The 26824-nt window shown below is 45.5% G+C and carries 19 protein-coding genes, 2 tRNA genes and 1 pseudogene; 9 read left to right on the top strand and 13 right to left on the bottom strand.

Going from position 1 to position 26824, the window contains the following annotated elements; translation table 11 throughout:
* Positions 1-5 precede the first annotated feature (5 nt).
* Both TW81_RS06675 and TW81_RS06680 read right to left on the bottom strand, forming a co-directional pair.
* On the bottom strand, positions 6-1826 hold the full coding sequence (locus TW81_RS06675; RefSeq protein ID WP_045954921.1) for an extracellular solute-binding protein: 1821 nt from the start codon (positions 1824-1826) through the stop codon (positions 6-8).
* Between the two features lie 161 nt (positions 1827-1987).
* A complete protein-coding gene (locus tag TW81_RS06680) occupies positions 1988-3547 on the bottom strand; it encodes a methyl-accepting chemotaxis protein (RefSeq protein WP_045954922.1) in 1560 nt (519 codons plus the stop codon).
* A gap of 599 nt (positions 3548-4146) precedes the next feature.
* Here TW81_RS06680 and TW81_RS06685 point away from each other — a divergent pair.
* The 6 genes from TW81_RS06685 to cqsA all read left to right on the top strand — a co-directional run bounded on the left by TW81_RS06685 (position 4147) and on the right by cqsA (position 11849).
* Positions 4147-5481 (top strand): sensor domain-containing diguanylate cyclase, encoded by a 1335-nt coding sequence (locus TW81_RS06685; RefSeq protein WP_239424293.1) that lies wholly within the window; start codon positions 4147-4149, stop codon positions 5479-5481.
* An 83-nt stretch (positions 5482-5564) separates the two neighbouring features.
* The gene (gene ylqF / locus TW81_RS06690; protein WP_045954924.1) at positions 5565-6500 is read left to right on the top strand and encodes a ribosome biogenesis GTPase YlqF; all 936 of its coding nucleotides are present in this window, start codon (positions 5565-5567) and stop codon (positions 6498-6500) included.
* A 73-nt stretch (positions 6501-6573) separates the two neighbouring features.
* Complete coding sequence (locus TW81_RS06695) at positions 6574-7554, top strand: CobW family GTP-binding protein (RefSeq protein WP_045954925.1); 981 nt, start codon at positions 6574-6576, stop codon at positions 7552-7554.
* 416 nt (positions 7555-7970) lie between these two features.
* On the top strand, positions 7971-9371 hold the full coding sequence (clcA, locus tag TW81_RS06700) for a H(+)/Cl(-) exchange transporter ClcA (RefSeq protein ID WP_045954926.1): 1401 nt from the start codon (positions 7971-7973) through the stop codon (positions 9369-9371).
* A gap of 116 nt (positions 9372-9487) precedes the next feature.
* Positions 9488-10462, top strand: coding sequence for a TDT family transporter (locus TW81_RS06705; protein ID WP_045954927.1), 975 nt, complete (start codon positions 9488-9490; stop codon positions 10460-10462).
* Positions 10463-10667: 205 nt separating this feature from the next.
* Positions 10668-11849, top strand: coding sequence for an alpha-hydroxyketone-type quorum-sensing autoinducer synthase (gene cqsA / locus TW81_RS06710; RefSeq protein WP_045954928.1), 1182 nt, complete (start codon positions 10668-10670; stop codon positions 11847-11849).
* Between the two features lie 71 nt (positions 11850-11920).
* Here cqsA and TW81_RS06715 read toward each other — a convergent pair whose 3' ends face one another.
* The 4 genes from TW81_RS06715 to TW81_RS06730 form a co-directional block, all read right to left on the bottom strand.
* On the bottom strand, positions 11921-13975 hold the full coding sequence (locus TW81_RS06715; RefSeq protein WP_045954929.1) for a hybrid sensor histidine kinase/response regulator: 2055 nt from the start codon (positions 13973-13975) through the stop codon (positions 11921-11923).
* Positions 13976-14168: 193 nt separating this feature from the next.
* Entirely contained in the window at positions 14169-17216 is a 3048-nt protein-coding gene (locus TW81_RS06720) for an AAA family ATPase (RefSeq protein WP_045954930.1), read from the bottom strand.
* A gap of 7 nt (positions 17217-17223) precedes the next feature.
* The gene (locus tag TW81_RS06725; protein ID WP_045954931.1) at positions 17224-18354 is read right to left on the bottom strand and encodes an exonuclease SbcCD subunit D; all 1131 of its coding nucleotides are present in this window, start codon (positions 18352-18354) and stop codon (positions 17224-17226) included.
* Positions 18355-18446: 92 nt separating this feature from the next.
* Complete coding sequence (locus TW81_RS06730; RefSeq protein WP_045954932.1) at positions 18447-19529, bottom strand: ketoacyl-ACP synthase III; 1083 nt, start codon at positions 19527-19529, stop codon at positions 18447-18449.
* 104 nt (positions 19530-19633) lie between these two features.
* On the opposite strand from TW81_RS06730, the gene trxC reads away from it, so the two are divergent.
* The gene (trxC, locus tag TW81_RS06735; RefSeq protein ID WP_045954933.1) at positions 19634-20068 is read left to right on the top strand and encodes a thioredoxin TrxC; all 435 of its coding nucleotides are present in this window, start codon (positions 19634-19636) and stop codon (positions 20066-20068) included.
* Between the two features lie 198 nt (positions 20069-20266).
* Entirely contained in the window at positions 20267-21427 is a 1161-nt protein-coding gene (locus TW81_RS06740; protein WP_045954961.1) for an MFS transporter, read from the top strand.
* Between the two features lie 13 nt (positions 21428-21440).
* Here the strand turns inward: TW81_RS06740 and TW81_RS19535 are convergent.
* Positions 21441-21655: pseudogene (locus tag TW81_RS19535) on the bottom strand (nitrous oxide-stimulated promoter family protein).
* Positions 21652-22173, bottom strand: a complete 522-nt coding sequence (locus tag TW81_RS06745; RefSeq protein ID WP_045954962.1) for a GNAT family N-acetyltransferase — start codon at positions 22171-22173, stop codon at positions 21652-21654. The pseudogene TW81_RS19535 and the gene TW81_RS06745 overlap by 4 nt, the downstream one beginning before the upstream one ends.
* Before the next feature lie 109 nt (positions 22174-22282).
* Here TW81_RS06745 and TW81_RS06750 point away from each other — a divergent pair, with 109 nt between their 5' ends.
* Positions 22283-22720 carry a DUF4174 domain-containing protein gene (locus TW81_RS06750; protein ID WP_045954934.1) on the top strand — a complete coding sequence of 146 codons (438 nt, stop codon included), beginning with the start codon at positions 22283-22285 and terminating at the stop codon, positions 22718-22720.
* 57 nt (positions 22721-22777) lie between these two features.
* Here the strand turns inward: TW81_RS06750 and TW81_RS06755 are convergent.
* From TW81_RS06755 to TW81_RS06775, 5 genes are all read right to left on the bottom strand, one after another.
* Positions 22778-22851, bottom strand: a tRNA-Cys gene (locus tag TW81_RS06755).
* 27 nt (positions 22852-22878) lie between these two features.
* Positions 22879-22965, bottom strand: a tRNA-Leu gene (locus TW81_RS06760).
* A gap of 164 nt (positions 22966-23129) precedes the next feature.
* The gene (gene nirD / locus TW81_RS06765) at positions 23130-23459 is read right to left on the bottom strand and encodes a nitrite reductase small subunit NirD (RefSeq protein ID WP_045954935.1); all 330 of its coding nucleotides are present in this window, start codon (positions 23457-23459) and stop codon (positions 23130-23132) included.
* Positions 23459-25942 carry a nitrite reductase large subunit NirB gene (gene nirB / locus TW81_RS06770; protein WP_045954936.1) on the bottom strand — a complete coding sequence of 828 codons (2484 nt, stop codon included), beginning with the start codon at positions 25940-25942 and terminating at the stop codon, positions 23459-23461. Before nirB ends, nirD begins: the two co-directional genes overlap by 1 nt.
* A 12-nt stretch (positions 25943-25954) precedes the next feature.
* Positions 25955-26812, bottom strand: a complete 858-nt coding sequence (locus TW81_RS06775; RefSeq protein ID WP_045954937.1) for an ABC transporter ATP-binding protein — start codon at positions 26810-26812, stop codon at positions 25955-25957.
* Positions 26813-26824 lie beyond the last annotated feature (12 nt).

Here is a 26824-nt window from a genome sequence, read left to right on the forward strand (position 1 = left end):
CTCGATTAACGTCGTTTCTCAGGAAGTTTGGCGGCCTTCTCTTGCGAGACCCACCATGTATCGATCCCTAGATCGTATTCTGGACGAACCTCTGGACGCTCAAATTTATCCCAAGTCGCAACACGATAATTGCTGTAGTGCCATTGAGGTACCATATAGAAGTTCCACTGCAACACTCTATCAAGACCACGTCCCAATGCGAGCAACTTATCTGGATCTTGTTGGTTTTTGGCAATTTCCTCGGTTAAGTAATCCACAGCAGGATCAATCACACCAGCGGTGTTGTACGTCGAATCAATAAACTTGGAGTTCCACACAATCATTAAACTTGAGCTCGGGTAAGGATTAGCGAAAAAGCGTGACGAAACCATATCGAAATCGCGATCACGCAAACGCTTGACATATTGCGTGCGATCAACGGTACGTATTTTCATATCCACTCCCATCTGTTTAAGATTTTTCTGAAACGGAATGGCATAAGTTTCGACATTTGGGTTGTAGATAAGTAGTTCAAAGCTCAGCGGTTCACCTGTTTTGCTATTCGTCATTACCTTATCTTTAAGCTCCCAGCCAGCTTCTTTAAATAGCTTAAGAGCGGTGCGCTTTTGACTACGAATTCGTCCGGAGCCATCGGTTCTAGGCGGTTGGTACGCTTCACTAAACACTCTTGCAGGCACTTTATCTTTGATTGGCGCTAGTACTTCAAGCTCGGCATCGGAAGGCAAACCCGTCGCTTCATAATCGGTATTTTGGAAATAACTTCTGGTACGGCTATTTTCGTTGTAAAACAGGTTTTTATTCATCCATTCGAAATCGAGCGCATAGTTAATCGCCTCACGTACCTTGGCATCTTTGAACATATCGGCCTGAATATTAAACACAAAACCGTCGGCCTGCTGAGGCTGTTGGTGAGGGATCACTTCTTTTTTGATGTAGCCCTTGTCAAAGTTAGCACCTGTATACGAGTTCTCCCAAAACTTAGGTTCACTCTCAATACGGATATCAAACTCACCCGCTTTAAACGCTTCAAGCATCACCGTATCGTCGCGGTAGTAATCGTACTGGACCTGTTCAAAATTATTACGGCCGATATTAACTGGAAGATCTTTCGCCCAGTAGTTTTTATCGAGAGTGTAAGTCACACTTTGACCCGGCTTGTAATCCGTGATCTGATAAGCACTGCTGCCAACCGGTGGCTCGGTGAGTGGCTCTGAAAATTTTCTATCCTGCCAGTAATGTTTAGGGAGCACACGGGTTGACTGGGCAAAACTAAACAGCTTTTCCCTTTCTGGCGCAGACATGTCAATACGAACCACATAATCGGAAAGTGCAGTGACCGATTTGATATCTTTATAGTAAGAACGATACTGAGGCACACCTTCGGTCATAAACTTGTCAAAGGTAAAGGCGACATCGTGAGCGGTAATCGGCTTACCATCGTGAAAGCGAGCTTTGGGGTTGATGTCTAGCTCTAACCACATATAGTCATCAGAATAGCGAACGTTACTTGCAATCAATGGGTAATAGGCGTCGATCTCATCACTTGGCGAGTACATCAGCGTATCATAAATCTGCCCAGTCCCAGCTGCAGCCACACCACGGGAAGCATAACGGTTAAAGTTGTCATAAGTGCCCATTTGACCATAAGTCACTTTGCCGTACTTGGGCGCATTGGGATTAACATAGTCGAAGTGAGAAAAGTTTTCTGGATACTTTGCCGTACCAAAACCAACCAGCGTTGTTGTTTCAATAACATCGGCATAAGCGCCAAAGCTTGCACTTGCGGTAATCACCCCACTAAGTACAAGTTGTGTCAGTATCTTCATATCCTTTCCTTTCATGGTAATCCATTTCGCTTTACTAACTATAGTATTAATTAGTATTAATAATTCAACTACTTGGATAAGTATAGATTTGTAATTTATTTTCTGTGACGCAAAAAAAGACCCTCTGCGGATAAGAGGGCCAGTCACATAAGCGGTTTAAATCATTTATCTTCAAATCGTTTGGCAAGCTGATAAAACTCTTCAACTTGCCCTTTGAGTTGATGAGAGTGAGCTTTCACATCGTGGGTTGCCGCGAGATTTTGTTCAGCTGTCGAAGCGATAGACTGAATGTGTAGATTAACGGCACTGGATAACTCTCTCTGCTTATTAGCAGAATCTTCAACCGACTGCATTAAATCGTTCATCGATGTCATGAGCGTTTCTACTTCAGACAGCCGCTGTGCACTTAGACTGGCAACCTCACTACACGCATTGGTTTGTTGTTGATTAGTCATAATGTCACGTTGCCAACTCTCTATGGTGCCAAGCATGGTATCAATGCTCTCTTTAATTTGTACCGTTGCCTTCGATGTGCGCCCAGACAGAGCGCGTACCTCGTCAGCGACCACAGCAAACCCGCGCCCTTGTTCACCAGCACGCGCAGCTTCAATGGCGGCATTCAGTGCCAGTAAGTTGGTTTGATCCGCAATCTCACCAATCTCTTGCATCATATTACTGACATTTTGCGCCTGTTCACTCAATTGGTATGTTGTCTGTGTGGCTTGGTCGGCTTGTGTGCTTAAGCTGGTTAAGTTGTGATGAGTTTGATGAATACTTTGTTTTGCTCCCGCGCACGCTTTCAATGTGACGTCGACAATCTGATGCGCCTCACCGGTACTTGACGACACCTCGTTGGCTGACGCAGCAACCTCTTCGGTGGCTTCGCGAACCTGAAGAATATCACGTGTTTGTTGATCCAATGCTTGTGTCACTTGATAGCAGGTCGCGCTCAGGTTGTCCGCAAGCTCTTGCAACGGCTGTGCTGAATCCGTCATGCGCCCAAGGACAGTACGAATCCGTGCAGAAAGCATTTTGAGGTGGAAATCGGCGATGGAGATCTTTTTATCGCCGGAAAATATCAGTCGGCTCACACTGTCATATTCGGATTGCCATTTACTGAGCTGCCGAGGTGTATCGACCAGCTCTTGCCTAAACAAGGCAGCAATTACGGCAATAGGCGCAAGGCTTAAAAGTAAGCTAGACATGCCTTGAAAACTCGCAAAATGCGAAATCACGGGAGCGCTTAGTGCTAAAGCCAACAGCGCGTAGCGTAGTCTGCCACTGATATGAAAGGTACGACCTCGCCCCTTTTGCTCCGACTTAAGCAAACCTTGATATGCTTTTTCTGCGATCTCGACCCATTCCCGTTTGGGCTTAACTCGAACCGATTGATAGCCGACCATTTGATTCTGGTGATAAATCGGTGTGACATACGCATCAACCCAATAGAAGCCGTTTGATTTGGTCCGGTTTTTTACGATACCTCGCCATGCCTTACCCTGTTTCAAATTACGCCACATGTCAGCAAATGCAGCTTTGGGCATATCACTATGACGAACAATATTGTGGTTCTGACCTAATAATTCTTGTTGAGAATATTCAGCAACTCGGCAAAACGCCTCATTGCTGTATGTGATCACACCATTTAAATCAGTGGTTGAGACTAATTGGTCATGAGATTCGAGCAGGGTTTCACGTGTCGGTAAGGATTGGGCTGACATTGACTAGTACTTTTATATTAATTATGTAGCACGCGAATATAAGAAAAAGCCTGATTCATGACAAAATATTCAGCTAATTATATGACAAATCTTTGAACTCATTCACTTCCACAGCCGCGTGTTCATTAATAACCCACTATTAGGTTTCTTTGTCGGTCACCATGTTTCACCCCCTAACCCTTTGAGTTCAATAGCAAGAAATGGCAAATAAGTCAGTCACGAATACAGCCACGACTATTGATATATCACTCCAATTGAAAGAAAATGCGCCGCTCTGCTGAATAATTCACCAACTCGTCAATAAGTTCATATCCGTTAGTTAGCTAATTGTGCGTCGATTTTCACAGAGCCCTCTACACTTAGAGTATTACCAATACAGAGTACTTAAATCACAACATCCAAAAGGTGAGGCAGACTTGCTGAATAACTTTAAACACTTCACTATCCGACAGATCACATTCGCTGTCTCTTTAAGTGCTGCTGCCCTATTTTTGCTTCTCTATCTCTCATTTAAACTATTGTGGAGCTACGATCAGGCCTTGGACCGTTCAAAAGACCGCCAAAGATTTGAACTGGAGAGAGTGAAAACGATCCTTAGGATGGAGGAAGAAGAACTTCAAGCCTCTACAGAAGATTACGCGGCATGGACAACCATGGCTCGGTATGTTACGACCCCCAACGATACTTTTGTTGCAGAGAGCATTGGGCCGCATGCCTTCTCTTCTAAACAAATTGATGCCATCGCAATATTTGATGCCGAAAGCCAATCTGTTTGGGGCGGGGCATTTAGCGACGATGCTGTAGTCAACATGCCATTTTTCACACTGGAAAAACAAGAAATACTCGAACGGGTACTGGCCAAAGTAAAATCGACCTCTACTGAGCAAATCCAATCTTTTGCCGAGTACGCTGTTTACGATAATTCAGTCTATATGGTTGTTTCGTCGCGCATTTGTCTCAGCTCAGGTAAAGACTGTAAATATGGCTATTTGCTGTTTATCAGAAAAATCAGACCTGAAACCATTGCAGAAATGGAAACCTCTACCGGCGTAGGCATCGATATCTATCCTGCTCAAGACAATGCGGTGGCAAAACCCAACACAACCATACTCTATCGCGACAACGTAGTCGCAGCCGGGTCTAAAGTCGCAATCGAAGTCACTCACAACGAAGTGCTACCAGAGTTTCTACCCAGAGCCGAGGTTGCTGCGCTAACGCTGTTCGCTCTGATTACCTTCGCATTCAATCTCTATGTCGTCACTCGATTAGTCAAACCACTTAAAACTGCGCAGCGAAATTTGGAACAATTTCAAACCTCAGGTGGCAGGCTCACTAGCGAAGACATTTTCATCTCTCAAGAGATGCGTAGTTTTGCTCGCCAGTTAAATAGTTTGATTACCGAACTGGAAGAAAAGAGAGCGATTTTACGCAAACAATCCACAATCGATAGCTTGACTGAGATAGCTAATCGTCGGTTGCTGTATGAGAAAGGTCAGGAGTTAATCAACGACCTCAAATATAAACATATTGCGGTGGTACTGATCGACGTCGACCACTTTAAACTCTACAACGACAATTACGGCCATGTTCAAGGTGACGGTGTGTTACGCCGTGTCGCCAAAACTATAGACGCTATTGAAACACCTTATGAAAAATTGGTCTCAAGATACGGAGGCGAGGAGTTTTGTGTATTGCTGGCGTCAGACCGGGAACTGAACATCGAGTCTTATGTGGCTGAGATTCATAGCTCAATCGAACAACTACATATAGAGCACAAGTTTTCACCAACGACTTCTAGTGTCACCGTCAGTATTGGTGCGATGGCGGGCGTGCTTGACTCATACCAACAACTCACCACATGGTTTCAATACGCCGATCAGGCACTTTATGAAGTAAAAAACGCCGGGCGTAACGGCTATAAGATTCGTTCATAGCTAAGGGCAAACACTGATTTGCCCTTTACTCTCCCTCAATTCCCCTTACAATTGTGCCAAGTTTGAATTTCAAGGTTAATCCTATGTCTATCCAATGGTTTCCAGGGCACATGCACAAAGCCCGCAAAGAGATCGAAGAAGCAATCCCACAAGTCGATGTTATTATCGAAGTTTTAGACGCTCGTATCCCTTTTAGTAGCGAAAACCCGATGATTTCTGAGCTACGCAGTGAAAAACCCGTCGTAAAGGTGCTCAATAAACGCGATTTGGCAGACCCTGAGCTAACTCAGCTGTGGATTGACCATTTTGAAAAAGAAAACAATGTTAAGGCGATGGCTATTACCACTTCAAATACGCAAGAAGTGCACAAAATTTTGGAACTATGCCGTAAATTGGCGCCGCATCGCGAAGAGATTGGTAAAAACATTCGCACTATGATCATGGGCATACCTAATGTGGGTAAGTCGACAATAATCAATACTTTAGCGGGTCGAGCTGTCGCTGTTACAGGCAACCAGCCAGCCGTAACACGTCGCCAGCAACGGATTAATCTGCAAAATGGTATTGTTCTTTCTGACACACCGGGGATCTTGTGGCCAAAAGTTGAAAACCCGCATAGCGGCTTTCGCCTTGCTGCAACAGGAGCAGTCAAAGATACCGCAATGGAATATGATGAAGTCGCTTTCTACACGGTGGAATATCTGGCTAAGGCTTACCCAGAAAGACTCAAAGAACGCTATGAAATTGAGCAACTGCCAGAGAGCGACATTGAGCTGATGGAAGAAATTGGCCGTCGTCGTGGCGCTCTTCGTTCCGGTGGTCGAGTAGATTTGCACAAATGTTCAGAGATTTTACTCCATGAACTGCGCAACGGCACATTGGGTCAAATCACGCTCGAACTACCCGAAATGATTACCCAAGAGCTGATTGAAGTTGAAATCGAAGCGGCCAAAAAAGCAGAACAAAAGGCGAAAAAGAAAGAAGAGCGTCGCAAACGATACTTAAGAAACAAACGTTAATTAACACATGGGCAGTGATTACACTGCCCATTTTTTTGTTATAATATAACAAAAATTTGTGAGAATTGATTGAATGAAGATACCCACTAACGTCATTACTGGATTCCTCGGAACAGGTAAAACCACTGCTATTTTGAATTTATTGCAAGAAAAACCCGCAGGCGAACGCTGGGCGGTATTAGTCAATGAGTTTGGTGAAATTGGTATTGATGGCGCAATGCTGACTGATCAAGGTGCACTCATTAAAGAAGTACCCGGAGGTTGTATGTGCTGCGCAGCGGGCGTGCCTATGTCTGTTGCCATCACGGCCCTGCTGAGAACCAAACCCGACCGACTTATCGTCGAGCCTACTGGCCTTGGCCATGCACACAAAGTACTCGCGACGCTCTCTTCGAGCCAGTTCCAAGACCATATTGACTTAAGAGCCACCATAGGATTGGTCGATCCCCGAAACCTAAGTAACGATAAGTATCTTCATAACCAAAACTTCACCGACCAACTCGCGATATCTGACATCGTGATCGGTAACAAGGTCGACCAGTGCCATGTCAGCGACATCGACACTTTTAATGACTGGGTGACCGACCAAACGCCACCGAAAATATTTAGCCAACTGGTTAAACAAGGCCGCTTTCCTATTGAATTATTAGACTCGCCTCGTAGAGACTCAGCACCATCCAAGGTCGTTGCACAACATCACCACGAACACGCCGAACTAGAGCCTCAGTTCGCTCTTGAACCAAACCAGACTTACCTACGCAAAGAGAATCAAGGTCAAGGTTATTTCAGCTGTGGGTGGATATTTGGCGCAGAAGTAACATTTGAATTTAACGATCTGTTCTCGCTGCTGTCCGATATAACTGCCGAGCGAGTCAAAGGGGTCATGAATACCACCAACGGATGCTTTGCGTTTAACGTCAGCAACGGCGTGGTGTCGGTTAATGAAATGTCATTAGAAGGATTTGAAAGCCGTTTAGAAGTGATTGACTCCCAACCACTGCCGTGGGATCAGTTAGAAGATCTGCTAAAACAAATCGCCAATCTGAATAAATAGGATTGTGCAAAACGACAAAAGGCGCACCATCAAGTGCGCCCTATCCCTCGTTACTCAATCGTGAGTTTGCGAATCAGGAAGTCATTGTGTTGCGACCTGATATAACACGAGGCTTTCAATATGTTGTTGAATCCATCCAAATTGTAGGTAAGGCGATATTTCCTCCATGCGGGTCGGTTCAGATTGCCTTACCCTTTAACTATGGTTCAAATCGACGATTATGCAAGTTCTGTTAGGGGAAGAATGTCGCGATATTGTGATTTTGCTCAACTATTTTATCTGTTCAGGTGACGTTTGATGACTGAGCCAATTTTGAAAACCAAAATTTCAATCTTGTTACTATAGTTAATCACTCTCAACGGTATAATTCGTACCACACTTACCTGTTCACCTAAAGTTAGTCGAGCCCCCGTTCCATGACCAAAAGAGAAAAGTTTAAGCAGTCCTTACTCGCAAAAGTCCCAAAGGATGCCGTAAACCAATTTCTCTCACGGGATAAAACCCCTATTTCCGTCTTAGCGCTGTCTTTAGTCGTCGGTGTGCTCGCCGGTCTGGTGGGTACCTATTTTGAAATGGCCGTTCATTTTGTTTCTGAAACTCGAACAGATTGGCTCAAAAATGAAATTGGTGGCGTGTTGCCGCTATGGCTTGCCGCCTTTCTTATTAGCGCGGCACTTGCTTTTGTCGGTTATTTTTTAGTTCATCGCTTTGCGCCGGAAGCGGCAGGTTCTGGCATACCCGAAATAGAAGGTGCAATGGATGGTATTCGTCCTGTACGTTGGTGGCGTGTGCTCCCTGTAAAATTTTTTGGCGGCATGGGCGCTTTAGGGTCAGGGATGGTGCTTGGCCGTGAGGGGCCCACGGTCCAAATGGGCGGTGCCATTGGTCGAATGGTTACAGATATATTTAAAGTCAGCAATGACGACACGCGTCACTCGTTACTCGCATCCGGCGCAGCGGGGGGACTTGCTGCAGCATTTAACGCTCCTCTCGCGGGAATCATGTTTGTTGTTGAGGAGATGCGACCCCAGTTTCGTTACTCACTTATCTCTATTCGAGCGGTCGTTATCTCCGCCGTCTCTGCCAATATTGTTTTTCGTTACGTCAACGGGCAAAAAGCGGTTATCACTATGCCGCAATACCAAGCGCCAGAATTACAGACTCTGTGGTTGTTTTTGCTGCTTGGCGCGTTGTTCGGTATTTTCGGCGTTCTGTTTAACCAACTGGTCACTTTGTCTCAAGATCTTTTCGTCAAACTGCATCGCAATGACAGGAAACGTTACCTGCTAATCGGCTCTATGATTGGCGGATGTTTTGGCATTATGCTGCTCTACTTTCCTTCTGTCACAGGTGGCGGTATTGGTCTCATTCCCACCATTACCAATGGGGGCTACAGCGCACAAATCTTATTGTTGCTGTTTGTCGCACGTATCGCCACAACCTTGATCTGTTTTGGCTCTGGCGCTCCCGGAGGCATTTTTGCACCCATGCTTGCGCTAGGAACCCTGTTCGGTTATGCGTTTGGTTTGATTGCTCAAAGCCTATTGCCAGATTTGGACATCACACCGGGGATGTTCGCCATTGCAGGTATGGGGGCACTGTTTGCTGCTACCGTTCGTGCACCGATAACAGGCATCTTGCTCGTTATCGAAATGACGAACAATTACTATCTTATTCTGCCCTTAATCATCACTAGTCTAGGGGCGGTTATATTTGCCCAATTGTTTGGCGGGCAACCTATCTACAGTCAATTACTCCATCGAACTCTTAAAAATGAGAAGTTGAGACAGAAAGATCTCCCTTCAGAGCCGCAATGACATTTGCGTCACAACCTATCGCCTTGCTATGATCGCCGCCATTAAGCCCACATCAATGGAAGATAACGGGAATACTCTTCGTAGAGATACCGTATGCCAAATAAGGATTGTAGCAATTGAACTGGAGACGCTTTACTCAATTCCAGAGAGTTCCGCCTTCACAGGCATCACTTGCATTAGGTTTTATCGGGCTTGGCCAAGCTTGGGCGCTCTATCTTCCTGACATCGGCACTTTCATCAGACCTTATCTCGCAGGAGTGGGGGCGATATTGCTCTTTCCTGTGTTAGTTAAATACCTCACCAGTTATCGTACTTTTATTACCGATATTCGCCATCCGCTAAGTGGCAGTCTAATGGCACCAATGAGTATGGCTTTGCTTGTTTTATGTGATTACCTTGCGGTAATTTCACCGATCATTGCCTACCCCCTATGGTTTGCGGCGCTGCTGTTGCATCTCACCATGATGGTCATGTTCTTCTCGTTTCAATTAACCAACTTTAAAATGAGCAACATAGTGCCCAGTTGGTTTCTATATCCTGTAGGGGTCATCAGCAGCTCACTGGCAGGAAGTCAGTTTGGTCATACCTTGTTTTCAGAAACATTGGTTGCCGTGTGTATCACCATCTATTTCTTTATGTTGCCGTTGGTTTTATACCGCTTAGTGTTCGAGGGGATGTTACCCAAACGAGCTAAGCCAACACTCGCCATTATGGCAGCACCAATTAACCTCACGTTGGCAACCTACCTTGTCAACTTTCACCAACCCGACCCTATTTTGACTGGTGCGCTTGCAGGTATCGCCATTACCATGACGTTACTTATCTATCTGTGCTACATACGTTTGATGAGAATTCAGTTCCAACCATCAATAGCAGCCGTTACCTTCCCATCCGTAATCAGCGCGATTGCAATGCATAGATTGACGACTTTCTTTGCAGAAAACCACCCACATTGGTACTGGCTGCATAATTTTGGCTTATTTGAACTTTCGGTAGCTACTGGATTGGTAGTTTGGGTGGCATCAGGGTATGTCAAAATGTACTGGCCAGAGTTTTTTGTTGCAGAGAACAAACACACTGTTAATAAATAATGCGTCATTACAAATAATGCAGAAATTTATATTCACCCAGACCCCTTGGAGGGTAATTATTCTCAGTTAATATACCATAGATTGAAATTATATCTGGTAGATTACGCACGAAAATCACATTTCACATTAGAATTACTATTCAACTCTATTTATACATAGCCATGTCAGCTGGCGCTTACGGTAAAATAACTTAAGGCTATGTATTATGAACATGTTAACAACTCGTTCTCGTCTTCCCGATTTCATCGATAGACGAATCAACTACTATGTTTCTGACTTAATAAATACTAAAGATAATGGAAGAAACTTAGTTTTAGGTAAGAAACCCGATCAAGGTGATATTGTACTACAAAGCAATGACTACCTTTCTTTAACCCATCACCCTAAAATTATACAAGCGCAGATAGATTCCTTGCTGGCGAAGAAAGACACCGCATTTATGTCGAATGTCTTTCTACAAAGTGACGGGCTGGATAAAACCGTCGAGCATCGGTTAGCAGAACATACTGGCTTTCAAACCTGTACCATTGCCCCCTCGGGTTGGATAGCTAACATTGGGCTTCTACAAACTATCTGTGACTCAGAAACCAACGTCTATATCGACTTTTTTGCTCATATGTCGTTGTGGGAAGGTGCAAGGATCGCAGGTGCGAAACTCCACCCATTTATGCACAACAATACCCGACACCTAAAGCGGACCATTCAACGCAACGGCCCTGGTGTTGTTTTGGTTGACTCAATTTACAGCACCATAGGTACGCTAGCACCTTTGCAAGAAATCGTCGACATTGCAAAATCGGTAGATTGCGCCGTTGTGGTGGATGAGTCTCACTCATTGGGTACGCATGGGAACAAAGGGGCGGGATTACTTGAAGCGCTTGAACTGACGGATAAAGTCGACTTTATGACCGCAAGTTTGGCCAAGACGTTTGCCTATCGAGCTGGAGCAGTATGGTGCAATAATCTGACCGGTCAGGTGGTACCTTATGTCTCGTTTCCATCGATATTCAGTTCAGCAATGATGTCGTTTGAGCTTGATCGAATCGATGCGACACTGAGCGTGATTCAAGACAGCGATCAGGCTCGTGCTTGCTTAAGCACCTGCGCCGAGGAGGTCGTATCTGGACTAAAAAGTATTGGCTACAATATACGCAGTGAATCACAAATTATTGGACTAGAAACGGGCGAAAAGACCAATACTCGCAAAGTCAGAGATTTTTTTGAAGACAATGGCGTATTCGGTTCGGTATTTTGCACCCCTGCTACACCAGATAACAAAAATATTTTACGCTTGTCTTTGAATAGTAGTTTAAATAAACAAGAGATAGAGAAAATATTATCTGTTGCGCATAAAGCCTACCAGAACAAAGCATTGTACTTTGTTTAAATAAACATGCGCGCCTCAAATTATGGGGCGCGTATTTCTCACTCTTAATTTAAAGCATAGCGTTCTATTTTCTAAATATAATCGGCGAGTTTATCGAGTAATTTTGTTTTATCAACTGGCTTAAGTAAATAGCCATTCATCCCTGCTTGCTCTATTTTAGACAAGGTCTCTTCTCGACTGTCTCCAGTATGACCCAAAATAGGGACATTGGCATACAGGGCTTCCGACTCACGAATAACAACCGTCGTTTCAAGTCCGTCAAGAATCGGCATTTCTAGATCCATTAGAATCAAATCAACCGCTTCGCTATTCAATACGTCAATCACCTCATTGCCGTCACCCGCCTGTGATACTTGGTAGCCCTGTTTATTCAGCAAAATACTGGTAAATAGACGAATAGATTCGTTGTCATCGGCGACCAATATACGTTTACCCACCACTGGCTTCGCTTGTTTGGGGATCAGATTTCGATTCGGTTCACTGTTATCAAATATAAGTGCATCGATACATTGATGGATATCGACAACAAACTGAGCTTTATCTTTCGGATAGAAGGTGAGGAAACGGCTGAAGCGATTGTGATACTGCCCTGCTTGAGTATAAAGCATCACGATTTTAGCTTCAGTAAAATGCAACTGAGACTCTAACATTAGATACTCTTGTTCACTGCATCCATCCAAGTCTATCAAAATAAGATCGTACTCGAATTCATATTCTTCTTTCACACGCGCTTGTTCAAAGCTCACGACATCGCATGCAGCTCCACTATAGAAGGTGAACTCATTAAGTTTACGACGCACGCTTTTGTCATCACCAATATAAAGAACCGATTTCGTCCGGATGATCTCTTGCTTAATCGTAGACACTTTTTGCGACTCATATTGAGGGAACTTAAGGGTAAAACGTGTCCACTCGCCAAGCTCAGACTCGCAGCGAATTTGTCCGCCAAAGGCATGCATCACCCGCTTACAAAATGGCAAGCCAAGTCCGTAGCTTGATGATTTGCCTGAGGTGTAGAAATCTTTAAACACAAAGCCGATTTTATCTTTTTCAATCCCAACGCCATTATCTTCGAAATACAGCGCATTAACGTCTTGGTCGCGGCTAATAGTAATGGCGACTTTGAACTCTTCACCATTTTGATAGTAAAGAGAATTCTTGAGTAAATTATACAAAGCATATTTGAGCAACGTGTCGCTGCCAAAAAAGTCAAAGTCTTGTTCGACATGCAAACTTACCGCACGTTTCGCGTGGTCACTGGGGTATGAAAAGCTCGCCAAGGACTGACGCACAACGTGCTCAACCGAATGACGTCTGAAGGTCGAACTCGACACTCGACTTTGGTCAATCGAAGTAAGCAGTAGATCAATCGCTTCGTTCCCGTTGCGTATCACCTCGTCTGCCCCTGTAAGCACCTCTTTCATTCGCTCAATCTCAATTTTATCGATTTGTGCTTTATCCCCTTGAATGGTCTTAACAGCAGGAAGCGATGAGTCGAGGACATCAATTGAAGTCTTAAGTGCGCTCAATGGGTTACGCATTTCATGAGCGATACCTGCACCAAAGGATTTAGCAATCGACACTTTGGACTCGTGTTCAACTTGATTACGAAAATAGAACAAATTACCAAAGATATAGGTGAACAAAAATATGGGAATATAAGGCCAGATGACCACGACTTCACTCTCGACATGACTTGGCGCATGATCCAACCCATAACTGAGTAAATAAGCCGAAAGAATCGCTATCGTCGCTTGAAGCAACATGACGCGTGTTTCGTGTACCAACAGGACATGAAGAAATATCGACGACATAAAAGACATTGCCCATACCGTCGACCACTCATTCATAAACATCATAAACGAGAAGAAAAACGGCAAGCAGATTGTAATAGAGGCAAGGTAGTAATAGGGCAGATACCGTTGATACGGCGGCGGAATGTGTTTTCTTAGAGCTAAAGCGAGCAACATCAAAGCACAGAAGAACCGCAACGGCGCATTCTCATAGGGCTGCGGGTAAAGGTAAGTCCATATGTAGTAATAAGCAGGAAAGCCCAAAGCACCCATCCATCCGACAAGTTCTAAATTGGGGTCTGCGTATTGATAAATCTTTTTAGCTACATTCATGGTTATAAACCGCTACGCGCTACTTCCTTTTCACTTAAAGCACACCCAAGCACCTCAAGCTATCGTGATATCCATCTTTCGAGCGGGCGACAACCAGAACTATCCGCTGCTCAGTACCGTAAAACTAATTTATAAATTGTTGCTATAAATTGAGCATACGCAACATAGTGAAGTATGTAAATTTTAACCTGCTCTAGCGATACATTCCAACTAGGTTTACTCGACTGCCAATACGTGAGGCCTCGACATCGATTCTTAAAGGCATCTGCTCTTTGAGTTCAGACACATGGGAAATCAAACCTATCATGCGACCCGCCTGTTGCAGATCGATGAGTGTCTGGATGGCAAGATCGAGCGACTCAGGATCTAAGCTGCCAAAACCCTCATCAATAAACAGCGTATCGAGCTTAATACCGCCGCTGTAGGATTGAACCACATCCGACAGCCCTAACGCTAAAGCTAATGCCGCCATAAATGACTCGCCTCCCGACAAGGTTGCCACGTCACGCGTTTTCCCCGTGTAACCATCTTCGACGCTCAAATCGAGACCACGCCCGGCAGAACCTTTGAATCCTCCGGTTTTGCGAACCAATTGATAGCGACCTTTGCTCATCATATTCAGGCGTTGCGAGGCCTGAATGAGAACATCATCAAGCAGAACTCCTAACACAAAACGGTGCAAACTGACTCGGCTCCCTGTTTTGCCGCTCGCCACATCATACAAGGTGCCATACACACGATATTCAGACTCAAGCTGCTTATTCTTGTCATGCAAAACCGCGATATCTTGTTGTACTTTCTCAATACGCTGGCTTAGTGAACGCGCTGAGTCGAGCGCTGTTCTGGCTTGCTGGTAGCTTAACTCGACCTTCTGCAGATCAGATTGTTTTGTATCAAGGTCTGGCTTATCCGCTTGTTGGAGCTGCTGATTGAGATCGGAAATCGTCTGTTCAAGCTTGATCTGCGTTTGGTGATAGAGATTTATCTCTGATTGCCACTGTTCAATCTGGCTTGAATCCACACGAGACTCTAGATATTGTCGCTCAGTCTCTAGCAATGATGACTCTAACTGATGTAGCCATTCTTGTTCCGCATGAGCGCTATTTTGATTCGCTTCGCTAAGCCACTGCCCGTTGGTGTTAATCTCGCTTTCTAAACCGACAACTCTCATTTTAGCGGTTTTGGATGCCTGCTCTGCCTTCTCTAACGCTTGTTTAAGCTGTGAGACCTGGGTCTGATATAGCTTTGCTTGCTGCTCAACAACAGCAACCGAAGTAAACTGTTCATCAATCGTTTGCGTAAGTTTTTCAAGTTGCTGCTGCTGGACTTTTAACGCCGACTGATTGCCAGACATCTGCGATTTAAGCTCATTAATCTTATTTTCACCATTGGTACAGCGCTGGTTCAATTCGAGCACCGTCTGTTCCATTTTGGCGAGGTCAATGGCACTAAGCAGGTCTAATTTTTCTTTTTGTTGAAGCAAATCTTGTCGCAGTTGCTCTGCGCTTATCGTTACGTCATCACCAAGTTGCGTTTCTAGCTCGGCGATCATTTTTGCATGAATATTGATGGTCGCTAAATGTTGTTCCAACACGTTGTTGCTTTGGTTGAGCTCATCCAGTGTAAGACGCTCTTGCTGCCTCGCCGTTTGGACCTCTTGTTTGGAAACCGGTTCACCAGCAAAACGTGCAGGTGCTGGATGTTGCTCGCTGCCACACACTGGACATGGCTGATTATGTTCAAGCTTTTGTGCCAGCAATGCGGCTTGTGCGTTGTGCCAACTTAACTCAAGTTGATCGGCTATTTTCTGTTTTTCACTCGCGACGGCTTTAGATTGTTCCACTCGCTGCTGTTTATCAGCCAGCTGCTGATTTAATCGCTCCAGCTCTGCTTTTTGCACAGCAAGTTTAGTTATGTCCTCAAGCCTTCTTTGGTTAGCTTGTATCTGCGCTTCAAGTACTGACTTTTCGGCGACATCTTTTCGTGCTTGTTCAAGGCTTTGTTGGCCTTGCTGCGCCTCTTGCTGTAATTGCAGTTTAAGCTCAGTGTATTGGATGAGTTTTTTATCGTAGTCCGCTTGTGTCTGTTTCAGTGAGTCGATGCCGCGCTCGAGATCTGCTTTCTCGATCAGTTTTGCTTTGACTTGCTCTAGCTTAAACAGCGCTTCATTCAACGTCGGGATCTGCTGAGCGTCGTTTTCCGCCGTTTCAGCTAACTGGGCGTCTCGCTTCGAAACGCTTAGCGCCTCACCTAACTGCACTTTGAGTTCTGCAAGTTTAGTTTCAAAACCAGCAAGCTGTTTAGCAGCAGACTGTTTACTGTTATAGGCGACATCTAATTTTTGCGCGCTATGGGCTAGCTTTAACTTTGACTCTAACGCGTCAACGGAGTCTTTGTTTGCCTGATGAGTGACCAATAAAGCCTGCGTTTCCGCACGCCTGTTAAATTGTTCAGCCAACGCCGTCGCCTTTTGCAACTCACTCTTGGCGCGGTTCAGCTTGTCTAACTCTGACTGTTCAACCAGATGGATTTGATTTAATTCGCTAGCAAGCTCTGCGCTGCGCATTTGCAGTTCTTGTTCGGACGAAACTTCCGCCACTTGCAGCGCGCCGCGAATCTGGTTGTCAAATTCGTCTTTTGCTTTACTAATAGAACTTGCTTTGTCTTTGAGGGAAAATTCAATTTTTTTGTAAATGTCAGTTTGAAATAGTTGACCAAAAATCGCCTCGCGATCTTTTGAAGACGCGAGTAATAGCTCTCGGAATTTCCCTTGAGGCAGTACCATCACTTGGCGAAACTGAGTCTCGTTTAGCCCCAATAATTGGCTAACGTCTGTTTTTACCTGAGCGGTTTTACTGGTAATAAGATGTTCATCGCCAGTTATTTCATACAAAGAGGCAGTGTGTTTACGCGTCGTCATCCCTTCGCCACGCGCTTTGGGCGCTTCTTGTTCTGGCGATCGTGTTACGCGATACAACTTATTATTCAATGAAAATTCAAGCGTTACTTCAGTGATCAGATCCGCTTCTGCTTGGTCGCAGCGCATCTGAACACCCTGACGTTCATTGCCTGTGGTTTCGCCATAGAGAGCAAAGCAAATAGCATCAAGTATCGAGGTTTTACCAGATCCAGTAGGTCCATTGATCAAAAATAAAGGGTTGCTGCCTAATTGAGTAAAATCGATTTGCTCTCGCTTGGCGAACGGGCCGAAGGCTTGCATGGTTAATTTGGTCGGCTTCATGTCTGTCCTATTGCTCGCTAAGTTGTTTGACAATGTCAGTGATGGCTTTTTCTTGCGCATCGCTTAATTCGCTGTCTTGTGCTTCGCAGAAAAAATCGCGAAACATGTCCACTTCGCTACGAGCCAGTTTGGCTGCCGACATTTGTTGCTCGACCCCAATCAACATGCCAGGTTTTTCGAGGTGCAAAACATTAGGGTATACCGCTCTCAGCTTTTCCATTGGATTGAGAATCGCATGCTTATCCATCAGCCGAACCAGCAAGTAATCATGACTTTTAGGATCGGTTTTGCCTTGCGCGATGATCTCATCTAGCTCGCCTTCAATAATGCGCATTTCATGCGGCGCGATAAGATCGATATGTGTTGCCGTGTGAAAACCCGCTTCATCCATCTCGACTAAAGTCATGCCCTTTTTCTGGTGCTGCTCCGAAAAACTGTATTTCATTAACGAACCGGAATAACGAATATAATCTTCACCTTTTTTCTGCGGCTGATGCAGATGGCCAAGTGCAACGTAATCAAAGGGAGTGAAATGTTCGTGACTGACGCGATCCGAGCCACCGATTGAAAGCGGCCTTTCAGATTCTGATTCTATCGCACCATCAACAAAGCAATGGCAGAGCAGAACATTCTTAGCGTCTGATTCAAACGTTTCGACAATTGTGCGACATAGCAATTGATGCGCTTCATCATGAGTAGCAACAGGCTGTTTAAAGTGATGACGTACCAATTCGGGATCGTTGTACGGCATGCCATAGAAGCGTACTTTGCCAACATCGGTATCAAGCTCGACTGGGGTCAACATGTCTGAAAAATTCGATAAAATATGCAGTCCGGCATTTTTCATTTGCTCAGAGCCAAAGCCTAAGCGTTCTGCGCCATCGTGATTACCCGGAATCAAAATAATTGGCACAGCTAACTCGCCACACACTCGACGCACAAACTGATTCATCAGCTCAATCGCCGCGGTCGGAGGTACAGAGCGGTCATAGATATCACCAGCAATCACCAGCGCATCAACCGGGCTGGACGCCAAGTATTCAATGATTTGTTCAAGGATAGCTTTTTGATCATCTAACAGAGAAACATTGTGAAATTGACGACCGAGATGCCAATCAGAGGTGTGGAGAAATTTCATGTAAGCCCTTCTTATCATTAGGCTAGTATAATAATGCGATTGATAAAAAAAGTCGCACTGAGCGCGCGACTTTTTGTAGTAACATCCTAGTTCTATGGGCGATTGTTACAAAACTCAATCGCTTCAGCCAGCAACTCAAGCGCCGTTTTATCACAAGCAGGCAATGCGGCATCGCTGGTCGCAAGTGGCGTCACTCGCTCACCCCATTTCAAGTGACACGCCCCCCAAGTAAGTCCTGCACCGAATGCCGCCATTAACAGATTATTGCCAGGTTTAATAAAACCTTGCTCGACTGCTTCACACAAAGCAATAGGCACAGTGGCAGCCGAGGTATTACCGTATTTTTGGATATTAACAAACGCTTTGCTTTGTTCGATTCCTGACAGATCACACAAGGTTTGGATAATGCGAATATTGGCTTGGTGAGGGATCACCACATCGATGTCATCTGTTGATAGCTCACTGCGTGCCAGCACGTTTTGCGCCGCCGCTCCCATACCTTTAACTGCTCGCTTGAAAATATCTTTGCCAACGAAATTAAAATCCCAGTGTCCATTGTCAGCGGCAAATCGATCCATACTGGTACCGAACTTAGGTACCGATAAAATATCGCGCCCGGCAGAGTCACAACCCAGTTGTGTCTGTTGTAAACCAACTTGCTGCTCGGTTCGGCTCAACACCACCGCGCCAGCACCATCGCCAAACAGCACTGCAGTATCACGCATCGCCCAATCGATAAAGAAAGACAAACGCTCTGCACCAACCACAATCGCATTGTTGTAATTGCCAGATTGCATTAAACGTGTTGCGGTTTCTAAGCCATAGACAAAGCCAGTACATGCCGCATTTAAATCAAATGCAGTGGCGGCTTTGATGCCTAAATTTTGTGACACTTTAGATGCAATGTTTGGAATCAGAGAGTCCGGTGAACAGGTCGCAATGATGATCAAATCAATTTCATCTGCTGTTTTTCCCGCACAAGCCAAAGCGTGCTTTGCCGCAACTGTCGCCATGTCCGAAGTGTTAACATGGCTAATACGGCGATTCTCAATTCCAGTACGAGTGCGAATCCACTCATCGGAGGTATCTAAAAATGTACTTAGATCTTCATTGGAGAGCGTGGCTGGCGGTAGGCATTTTCCCCAACCGGTAATTTCAGCGTAGAAACTTTTCATTTAGAGCCTTTAATTTCGTTATTTGTATCACTCGATGATTTCAGAGTATAACTAGCTCCGGTGTATACTGTCATCAAATAGCAAAAAACAACGAGAGGAATATCATGTCAACCTTTAATACCCGTTGCCCATCTTGCTCTGGCGTCAATCGAGTCCCGACTGAACGTATTTCTGAAACACCTACTTGCGGCAAATGTAAATCACCACTTCTCGACGGTGCACCCATCGAAGGAACAGAAAGCAATTTTTCCGCCATTTTGAACAGCAAGGTTCCTGTCGTAGTCGATTTTTGGGCACCTTGGTGTAATCCGTGTGTCGGTTTTGCTCCGGTCTTTTCCGATGTTGCATCAGAACGAGCAAAAAGCGTTCGATTTGTAAAAATAGATACAGAAAGTCAGCAGAATCTGGCCGCCAAATATCAAATTAGAAGCATTCCTACCATAATGGTGTTCAAAGATGGCGAAAGAGTCGATGTCATTAATGGCGCGCTACCTAAAGGCCAATTTGAACAATGGCTTAATCAAGCTCTGACAAAATAATCAAGTAACATATTTATAACTTAATGCAGAGAAATACGGCTGTTTCTCTGCCATTTAAGTGTCACAATCTACCCCCTTTTATCGATAAATTATTTTAATCGTCAAGATTAAAACCTTTCGTTGTACCTTTTTGATTTTTAATCCCATAGTCGCGCCGAAATTTTGTTCAATACCACCATGAATTTTGAGGCCACGACATTGGAACACACTCTTTTACCTGATCCCAAAGCACGTATTGCTGTACCAGTCTTAGCGCTTGCTCTTTATGCGGTCGCGTCAGGGTATTTAATGAGTCTGATCCCGTTGATGCTGACTGAGTACCACTTAAACGTGTCACTCGCCAGTTGGCTAGCGAGCGTGTTTTATGTTGGTCTTTTACTCGGTGCTATCGGTGTTGAACCATTGGTTAAAAAAGTTGGCCATCGCTCGGCTTTCGTTTGGTGCTTAGTGACTTTCATCATCACGATTATGGTTTTGCCACTCATCCCTTACACACCTGTATGGCTCATTGCGCGCTTTGTCGCCGGTGTGGCAGTCGCTGGCGTGTTTGTTGTAGTCGAATCTTGGTTACTGCATGGTGACGAAAAAAACCGCGCTAAAAGACTCGGCCTTTACATGGGGGCTCTCTATGGTGGAGGCGCACTCGGTCAATTGGGGATCGGTATTATCGGTATCTCGGGTGGCGTGCCATTTATTACCATTGTCACTTTATTGATTTTAGCTGTTGTGGTGCTGCTGTTTGGCGAGAGTGACCAACCAGAGAGTGAACATAGCGCAGCACTGTCACTGAAACAGATCAGTAAACTTAACCATGCGGCTATTATTGGTTGCGTGGTATCAGGTCTAACCTTAGGGGCAATTTACGGTTTGATGCCCATTGAGCTGCAAAACCGCGGAATTAGCAATAGCAATATTGGTGGCCTGATGGCGATTGTCATCTTAGGTGGAATGGCCGTTCAACCTGTTGTGCCTTTACTTTCTAAGTTTTTCGGCCGCACGCTGCTGATGGCGCTATTTTGTTTGTTGGGTGTGGCAGCGATAACCTTTGTCTCTATGGTGAGCGGTATTCAAGCATTGGGATTGGGTCTGTTGCTGCTTGGGATGGCAACGTTTGCCCTCTACCCTGTTGCGATTAACCTAGGTTGCGACAAGTTAGACGCCAACTATATCGTCTCAGCAACCCAAGTCATGTTGTTTAGCTACAGTATTGGCTCTATTGTCGGCCCAGTCATTGCTGATAGCTTTATGAGTGACGCGCAAGGCTTACTCGGCTATCTGTTTGCCGCCTTGCTCGCAACTTGTATTTATATGCTTATTGCGAGTGTAAAAACAAAACGCCAAGCTGTCGCTGGAGAATAACGACAGTTCGCTATTATTTCCCTTTTGCTTCAAGCCTTCTACGGTATCGGTTGGAAGCATTGGGCGGTGGTTTAGTGGGAACAGGTTTACGTTGATGCAGTAAATGACGGATGGCTAACACAATCCAGTGAGCGTTGAATGATGAGCACGGCAATAGATGTGTACCATAGCGCGTACGGTTTTGAATTCTGTCAGCAGTTTTCCACCAAGGATACTAAAAGGCTTCATTGCTCTCGACATATCGTCAGTTGGTACAATATAAGGTCGACGGTATCACTAAGTACATCTTGAACTTTGACATAGGTAAAGCCGAGTTTAGATAGCAAAGCACGACTCGCTAAATTATCCGAAGTTGTTATCGCAACCAAGTCTTTGATGCTCGCTTGTTCACGCGCATAATCGATAACGGCTGACGCGGCTTCATAACCGTAACCTTTACCATAAGCGCTGGGCTTGAATCCATAACCGATATCATAAGCTTCTAGTTCAGGCCTTCTGATCAAACCACATACGCCCAGCTTCTCGTTTGTTTCGCTCACTTCAACCAGCAGTAAGCACACGCCGTATTCACGATGCATGGCTAGAATTTTTTCATCAATATATTGAATAGCGTCTTGATCACAGCGAATCTGCTTGTCACCAACATACTTGATGAAATCCTCACTGTTATAAAGCTCGTTGATAAAAGCCGCATCTTGATGATTGACCATTCTTAAAGTCAGACGTTGCGACTTGATTGTATGCATTTTAAGACTGCCGTTTAATTCCACTCTTGGGTTGAGCTTACCACCTACAATTAATGTAGAACACGTGTAAACCGAACATTTTATCAAACCCATGTGGAGGGATGTCGCTATGCGTGCCGCCATTCTCGTCGTCATTTCATTACTGGTTTGCCCATTAAGTTGGGGTTACCCATCGTATTCCGCGCATTGGTCACATCGCAGTGTCATTTACTTTGCGCCGACAAATGACGAACACGTAAAACAGTTTCTACTTGAAACTTTGATGAATGAGTGTGAATTACAAGATAGGGATTTGGTGACCTTAGTCGTGACCGCCGATGGCTACAGTATGCCCAAGTGGGTGAAGGAAGAGTTTAATCTTCAGGCGCTGTATAGCGTTTATAACGTTGCCCCCCACTCTCACACTGCGGTGTTAATTGGCAAAGACGGCGGAGAGAAACTTCGTTGGGGTAAACGTACCGACTGGGAGCAAGTCATTGAGACTATCGATGTAATGCCGATGAGAAAAGTGGAAATGGCGCAAAAAGTCAGTCCGTGTTCAGCCTGAATAGAACATTTTGCGACAAAAAAACCAGCGTTAAGCTGGTTAGATAGTGCAGCAAAATGGAGGCGCGTCCCGGAGTCGAACCGAGGTCCACGGATTTGCAATCCGCTGCATAGCCACTCTGCCAACGCGCCTTAAATTTGCTTTACCGAAAGGTAAGATGGTGCCCCGGGCCGGACTTGAACCGGCACAGCGCGAACGCCGAGGGATTTTAAATCCCTTGTGTCTACCAATTCCACCACCAGGGCAACGCATAAAGCGATGGTACACCACCATTCTTGCAGACTTACTGCGAGAACGGGGTGTACTTTAGCGGATTAATATTTATGGTCAATCAAATATTTTCCATTTCAGTTCAAGTGGTTAAAAAGACCACGTCAACGACTAACATCTCGCCAATTCGATTAAATAATCAGCAAGTGATGCAAACACTGCCTTGCTCTATTTTGACCGAATAGACATTAAGTCGAACATCAGCATCTTCCATACAAACCCCAGTGACTAGGCTAAAGTGCTGCTTATACAAAGGAGAAGCAACACACAGCTCGCCAGCGATGTCACCGACAATACCTCGGCACAGCACATAAGCTTGACCGATTGGATCCCAGTTCTGGACGGCAAACACGCCTTGATTAGGCACATAAAACAGGGCGATTTGTTCGCCGTCAATCAGCGCAGCTCGACCTTGGTAAGGCGTTAGCTGCTCCAAACCGCAGATTTTTATCTTATCGATTACATCCATTAGACTTCCTCCTTGACTGGAATTCTTTGGCCGCGAATTCTTTGATACGGCAACGCTTGGCTCTCATCATCCACGTTGATAAATGGCTTGAACTTGATCATTTTTTCTGGATTGTCCAACGTGCTCTTCCATTCACATTGATAGGTATCAACCACGTGCTGCATTTGTGCTTCTAATGACTGAGCGATGTTGAGTGAGTCGTCAACCACGACTTGTTTTAGATACTCCAACCCGCCATCGAGGTTCTCCATCCATACCGATGTACGTTGCAAGCGATCGGCTGTACGCACGTAGAACATCAGCACACGATCAATTAGGGAAACGAGTTCCAGTTTCGAGAGATCCGCCGCAAGTAAATCGGCGTGTCTTGGCCTCATGCCGCCATTACCACAAACGTAGAGATTCCAACCGTTCTCAGTCGCGATGACGCCAATATCTTTGCTCTGAGCCTCTGCGCATTCTCGCGTACAACCAGACACTGCAAATTTGATTTTGTGCGGCGCGCGTAGACCCTTGTAACGGTTTTCTAGCTCAATCGCGAGGCCCACTGAATCATCAACCCCGTAGCGACACCAAGTCGACCCAACACAAGACTTAACGGTGCGCAGTGATTTTCCGTAAGCGTGACCAGTTTCAAATCCTGCCTCTATCAACGCTTGCCAGATTGCAGGAAGCTGCTCTACTTGAGCGCCAAACAAATCCACCCGTTGACCACCGGTTATCTTGGTATATAAGTCATACTTTTTCGCCACTTCGCCCAGAGCAATCAACTTATCTGGGGTAATTTCCCCGCCTGCGACACGGGGCACGACCGAATACGAACCATCTTTTTGCAGGTTAGCCATAAAGGCATCGTTTGAATCTTGCAGCCCACTATGGTGAGGCTCCATGATGTGTTCATTCCACAGCGAAGCAAACACCGACGCTGCGGTAGGTTTGCATAGGTCACAGCCATGACCACGCCCGTGCCGTTCAATTAGGGTGTCAAAATCTTTGATCTCTTCTACCTGACAAATGTGGAACATCTCTTGGCGTGACAATTCGAAGTGTTCACAAATATGGTTGTTTACCTCTACGCCCATTGCCATTAGCTCGGTATCCAACACGCTCTTAACCATGTTGGCACAGCCACCACACCCCGTCCCTGCCTTAGTCGTTGACTTGAGGGTATCTAGATCGTGGGCTCCCGCTTGAATAGCACTGACTAGATCGCCCTTGGTCACATTGTGACAAGAACAGATCATTGCGCTATCGGCTAAATCTCCTTGTAACATTCCCGTGTCGAAAAGCAGATTAGCGGCGTGATCAGGCAAGGTTGTTTCATTGAGATAGCACTGGAGCAATGCATCGTAATCTGAGTTATCCCCAACCAAGATTGCGCCAAGTAATTTGCTGCCCGATTCATCAACCACCAGCTTTTTGTATATGCCCGCGACGGCATCTTGCAACACCATTTCTTGTGCTCCAGGCGTTGCTTTATGAGCATCACCAATTGACGCAACGTCAACCCCAAGTAGCTTAAGCTTGGTGCTCATATCCGCGCCGGTAAAACCAGCGTTGTCACGATTTAATAGCGCATCAGCGGTGACTCTAGCCATGGTGTATCCGGGGGCGACCAAACCGAATATTCTCTCTTGCCACAAAGCGCATTCACCGATGGCAAAAATATTATCGTCACTGGTGCGGCATTGGTTATCAATCACCACCCCTCCACGCTCACCAATTTGCAGTCCGGCTTCTCTGGCGAGTGTGTCTTGTGGTCGAATCCCTGCCGAAAAGATGATGACATCGACCTCTAGTGGTTCAGCATCTGTAAACACCATGCGATGTTTGGCATCTTCCCCATCACAGATTCGCTCTGTTGCCGTTGAGGTATGTACGCTTAGCCCGAGTTGCTCAATCTTCTCTTTCAATACTTGCCCTGCTGCGTTATCAAGCTGAACAGGCATCAGGCGCGGTGCAAATTCAACCACGTGAGTTTCCACGCCCAACAGTTTGAGCGCATTTGCCGCTTCTAACCCAAGCAGACCTCCACCAATCACCGCGCCTTTTTTGGCCCCCTGACAGGCGGTCTTAATTTCGGAGAGATCGTCCAACGTGCGATAAACAAAGATATTGTCACGATCTTTACCTTCAATCGGTGGGACAAACGGATAGGATCCGGTGGCAAGCACTAGCTGGTCGTAACCCATCACGCTGTCGCTATCCAACATCAATCGCTTGTTGTCACGCTCGATCTTAGTTACTTGGCTACCAAGTAATAGTTCAATCCCGTGTCTGTTGTACCACTCCTCACTGCTAAGCATCAGATCTTGATGGCTTTTACCTGAAAAGAGTGACGAAAGCTGAACCCGATCGTAAGCGATAAACCGCTCTTCCCCAATCACAGTAATACGCTTTTCTAAATGTGCTCCGCGCTCAACCAACTGCGCGACAAGATGATGGCCAACCATACCGTTACCAACGATGACTAAATGTTCCATTCGATGACTCCTTTAAGCTGTTTGGGCAGGCACGTCGAGCGGTTTTTGCTCGCTGCTTTTTGGCTGAACGCTTGTTTTGGACTGTTTTTCATACAAGAAGCGCAATACGGATTGGCGATATTTTTGATAACTCGGGTCATCGGCCAGCGCGACGCGATCCCTTGGCCGAGGTAAATCAATCGACAACACTTCACCAATCGTTGCAGCCGGTCCATTAGTCATCATGACAATTTTATCTGACAGCAATACCGCTTCGTCGACATCATGGGTAATCATGATCACTGTGTTGTTAAGCTCGGCCTGAATCTGCATCAGTGAATCTTGCAGGTGCGCTCTTGTCAGTGCATCGAGTGCGCCAAAGGGTTCATCCATCAGCAAAACTTTGGGCTGCAGTGCCAATGCTCGTGCAATACCAACACGCTGCTTCATCCCTCCAGAGATTTCATCTGGCTTTTTGTCTGCCGCATGAGACATTTGAATCAAATTCAGATAGTGCTCAACCTGCTGTTTGATCCACAGCTTGGTATTTACGCCCTGTGAGCATTGTGCGGCGATCTGTTTAACGGCCAACTCAACGTTTTGATACACGGTTAACCAAGGCAGCAATGAGTGATTCTGAAATACCACAGCGCGTTCTGGGCCAGGGCCACTGACTTCGCGTCCATCAACAATCACACCGCCATCGGTCGGAAGATGTAAACCCGCGACTAAGTTAAGCACCGTTGATTTGCCACACCCAGAGTGACCAATCAAGGACACAAACTCACCTTTTTGAATTTGCAGATTAACGTTTTTCAACGCGATAAATTCGCCATTTGGGGTCGGAAATCTCATCCCCAACTGAGTTAAATCAAGTAATGGTTTAGACATAGGAAACTCCTT

Source organism: Vibrio galatheae (genome assembly GCF_000967545.1).
In the GTDB taxonomy this organism is placed as follows: domain Bacteria; phylum Pseudomonadota; class Gammaproteobacteria; order Enterobacterales; family Vibrionaceae; genus Vibrio; species Vibrio galatheae.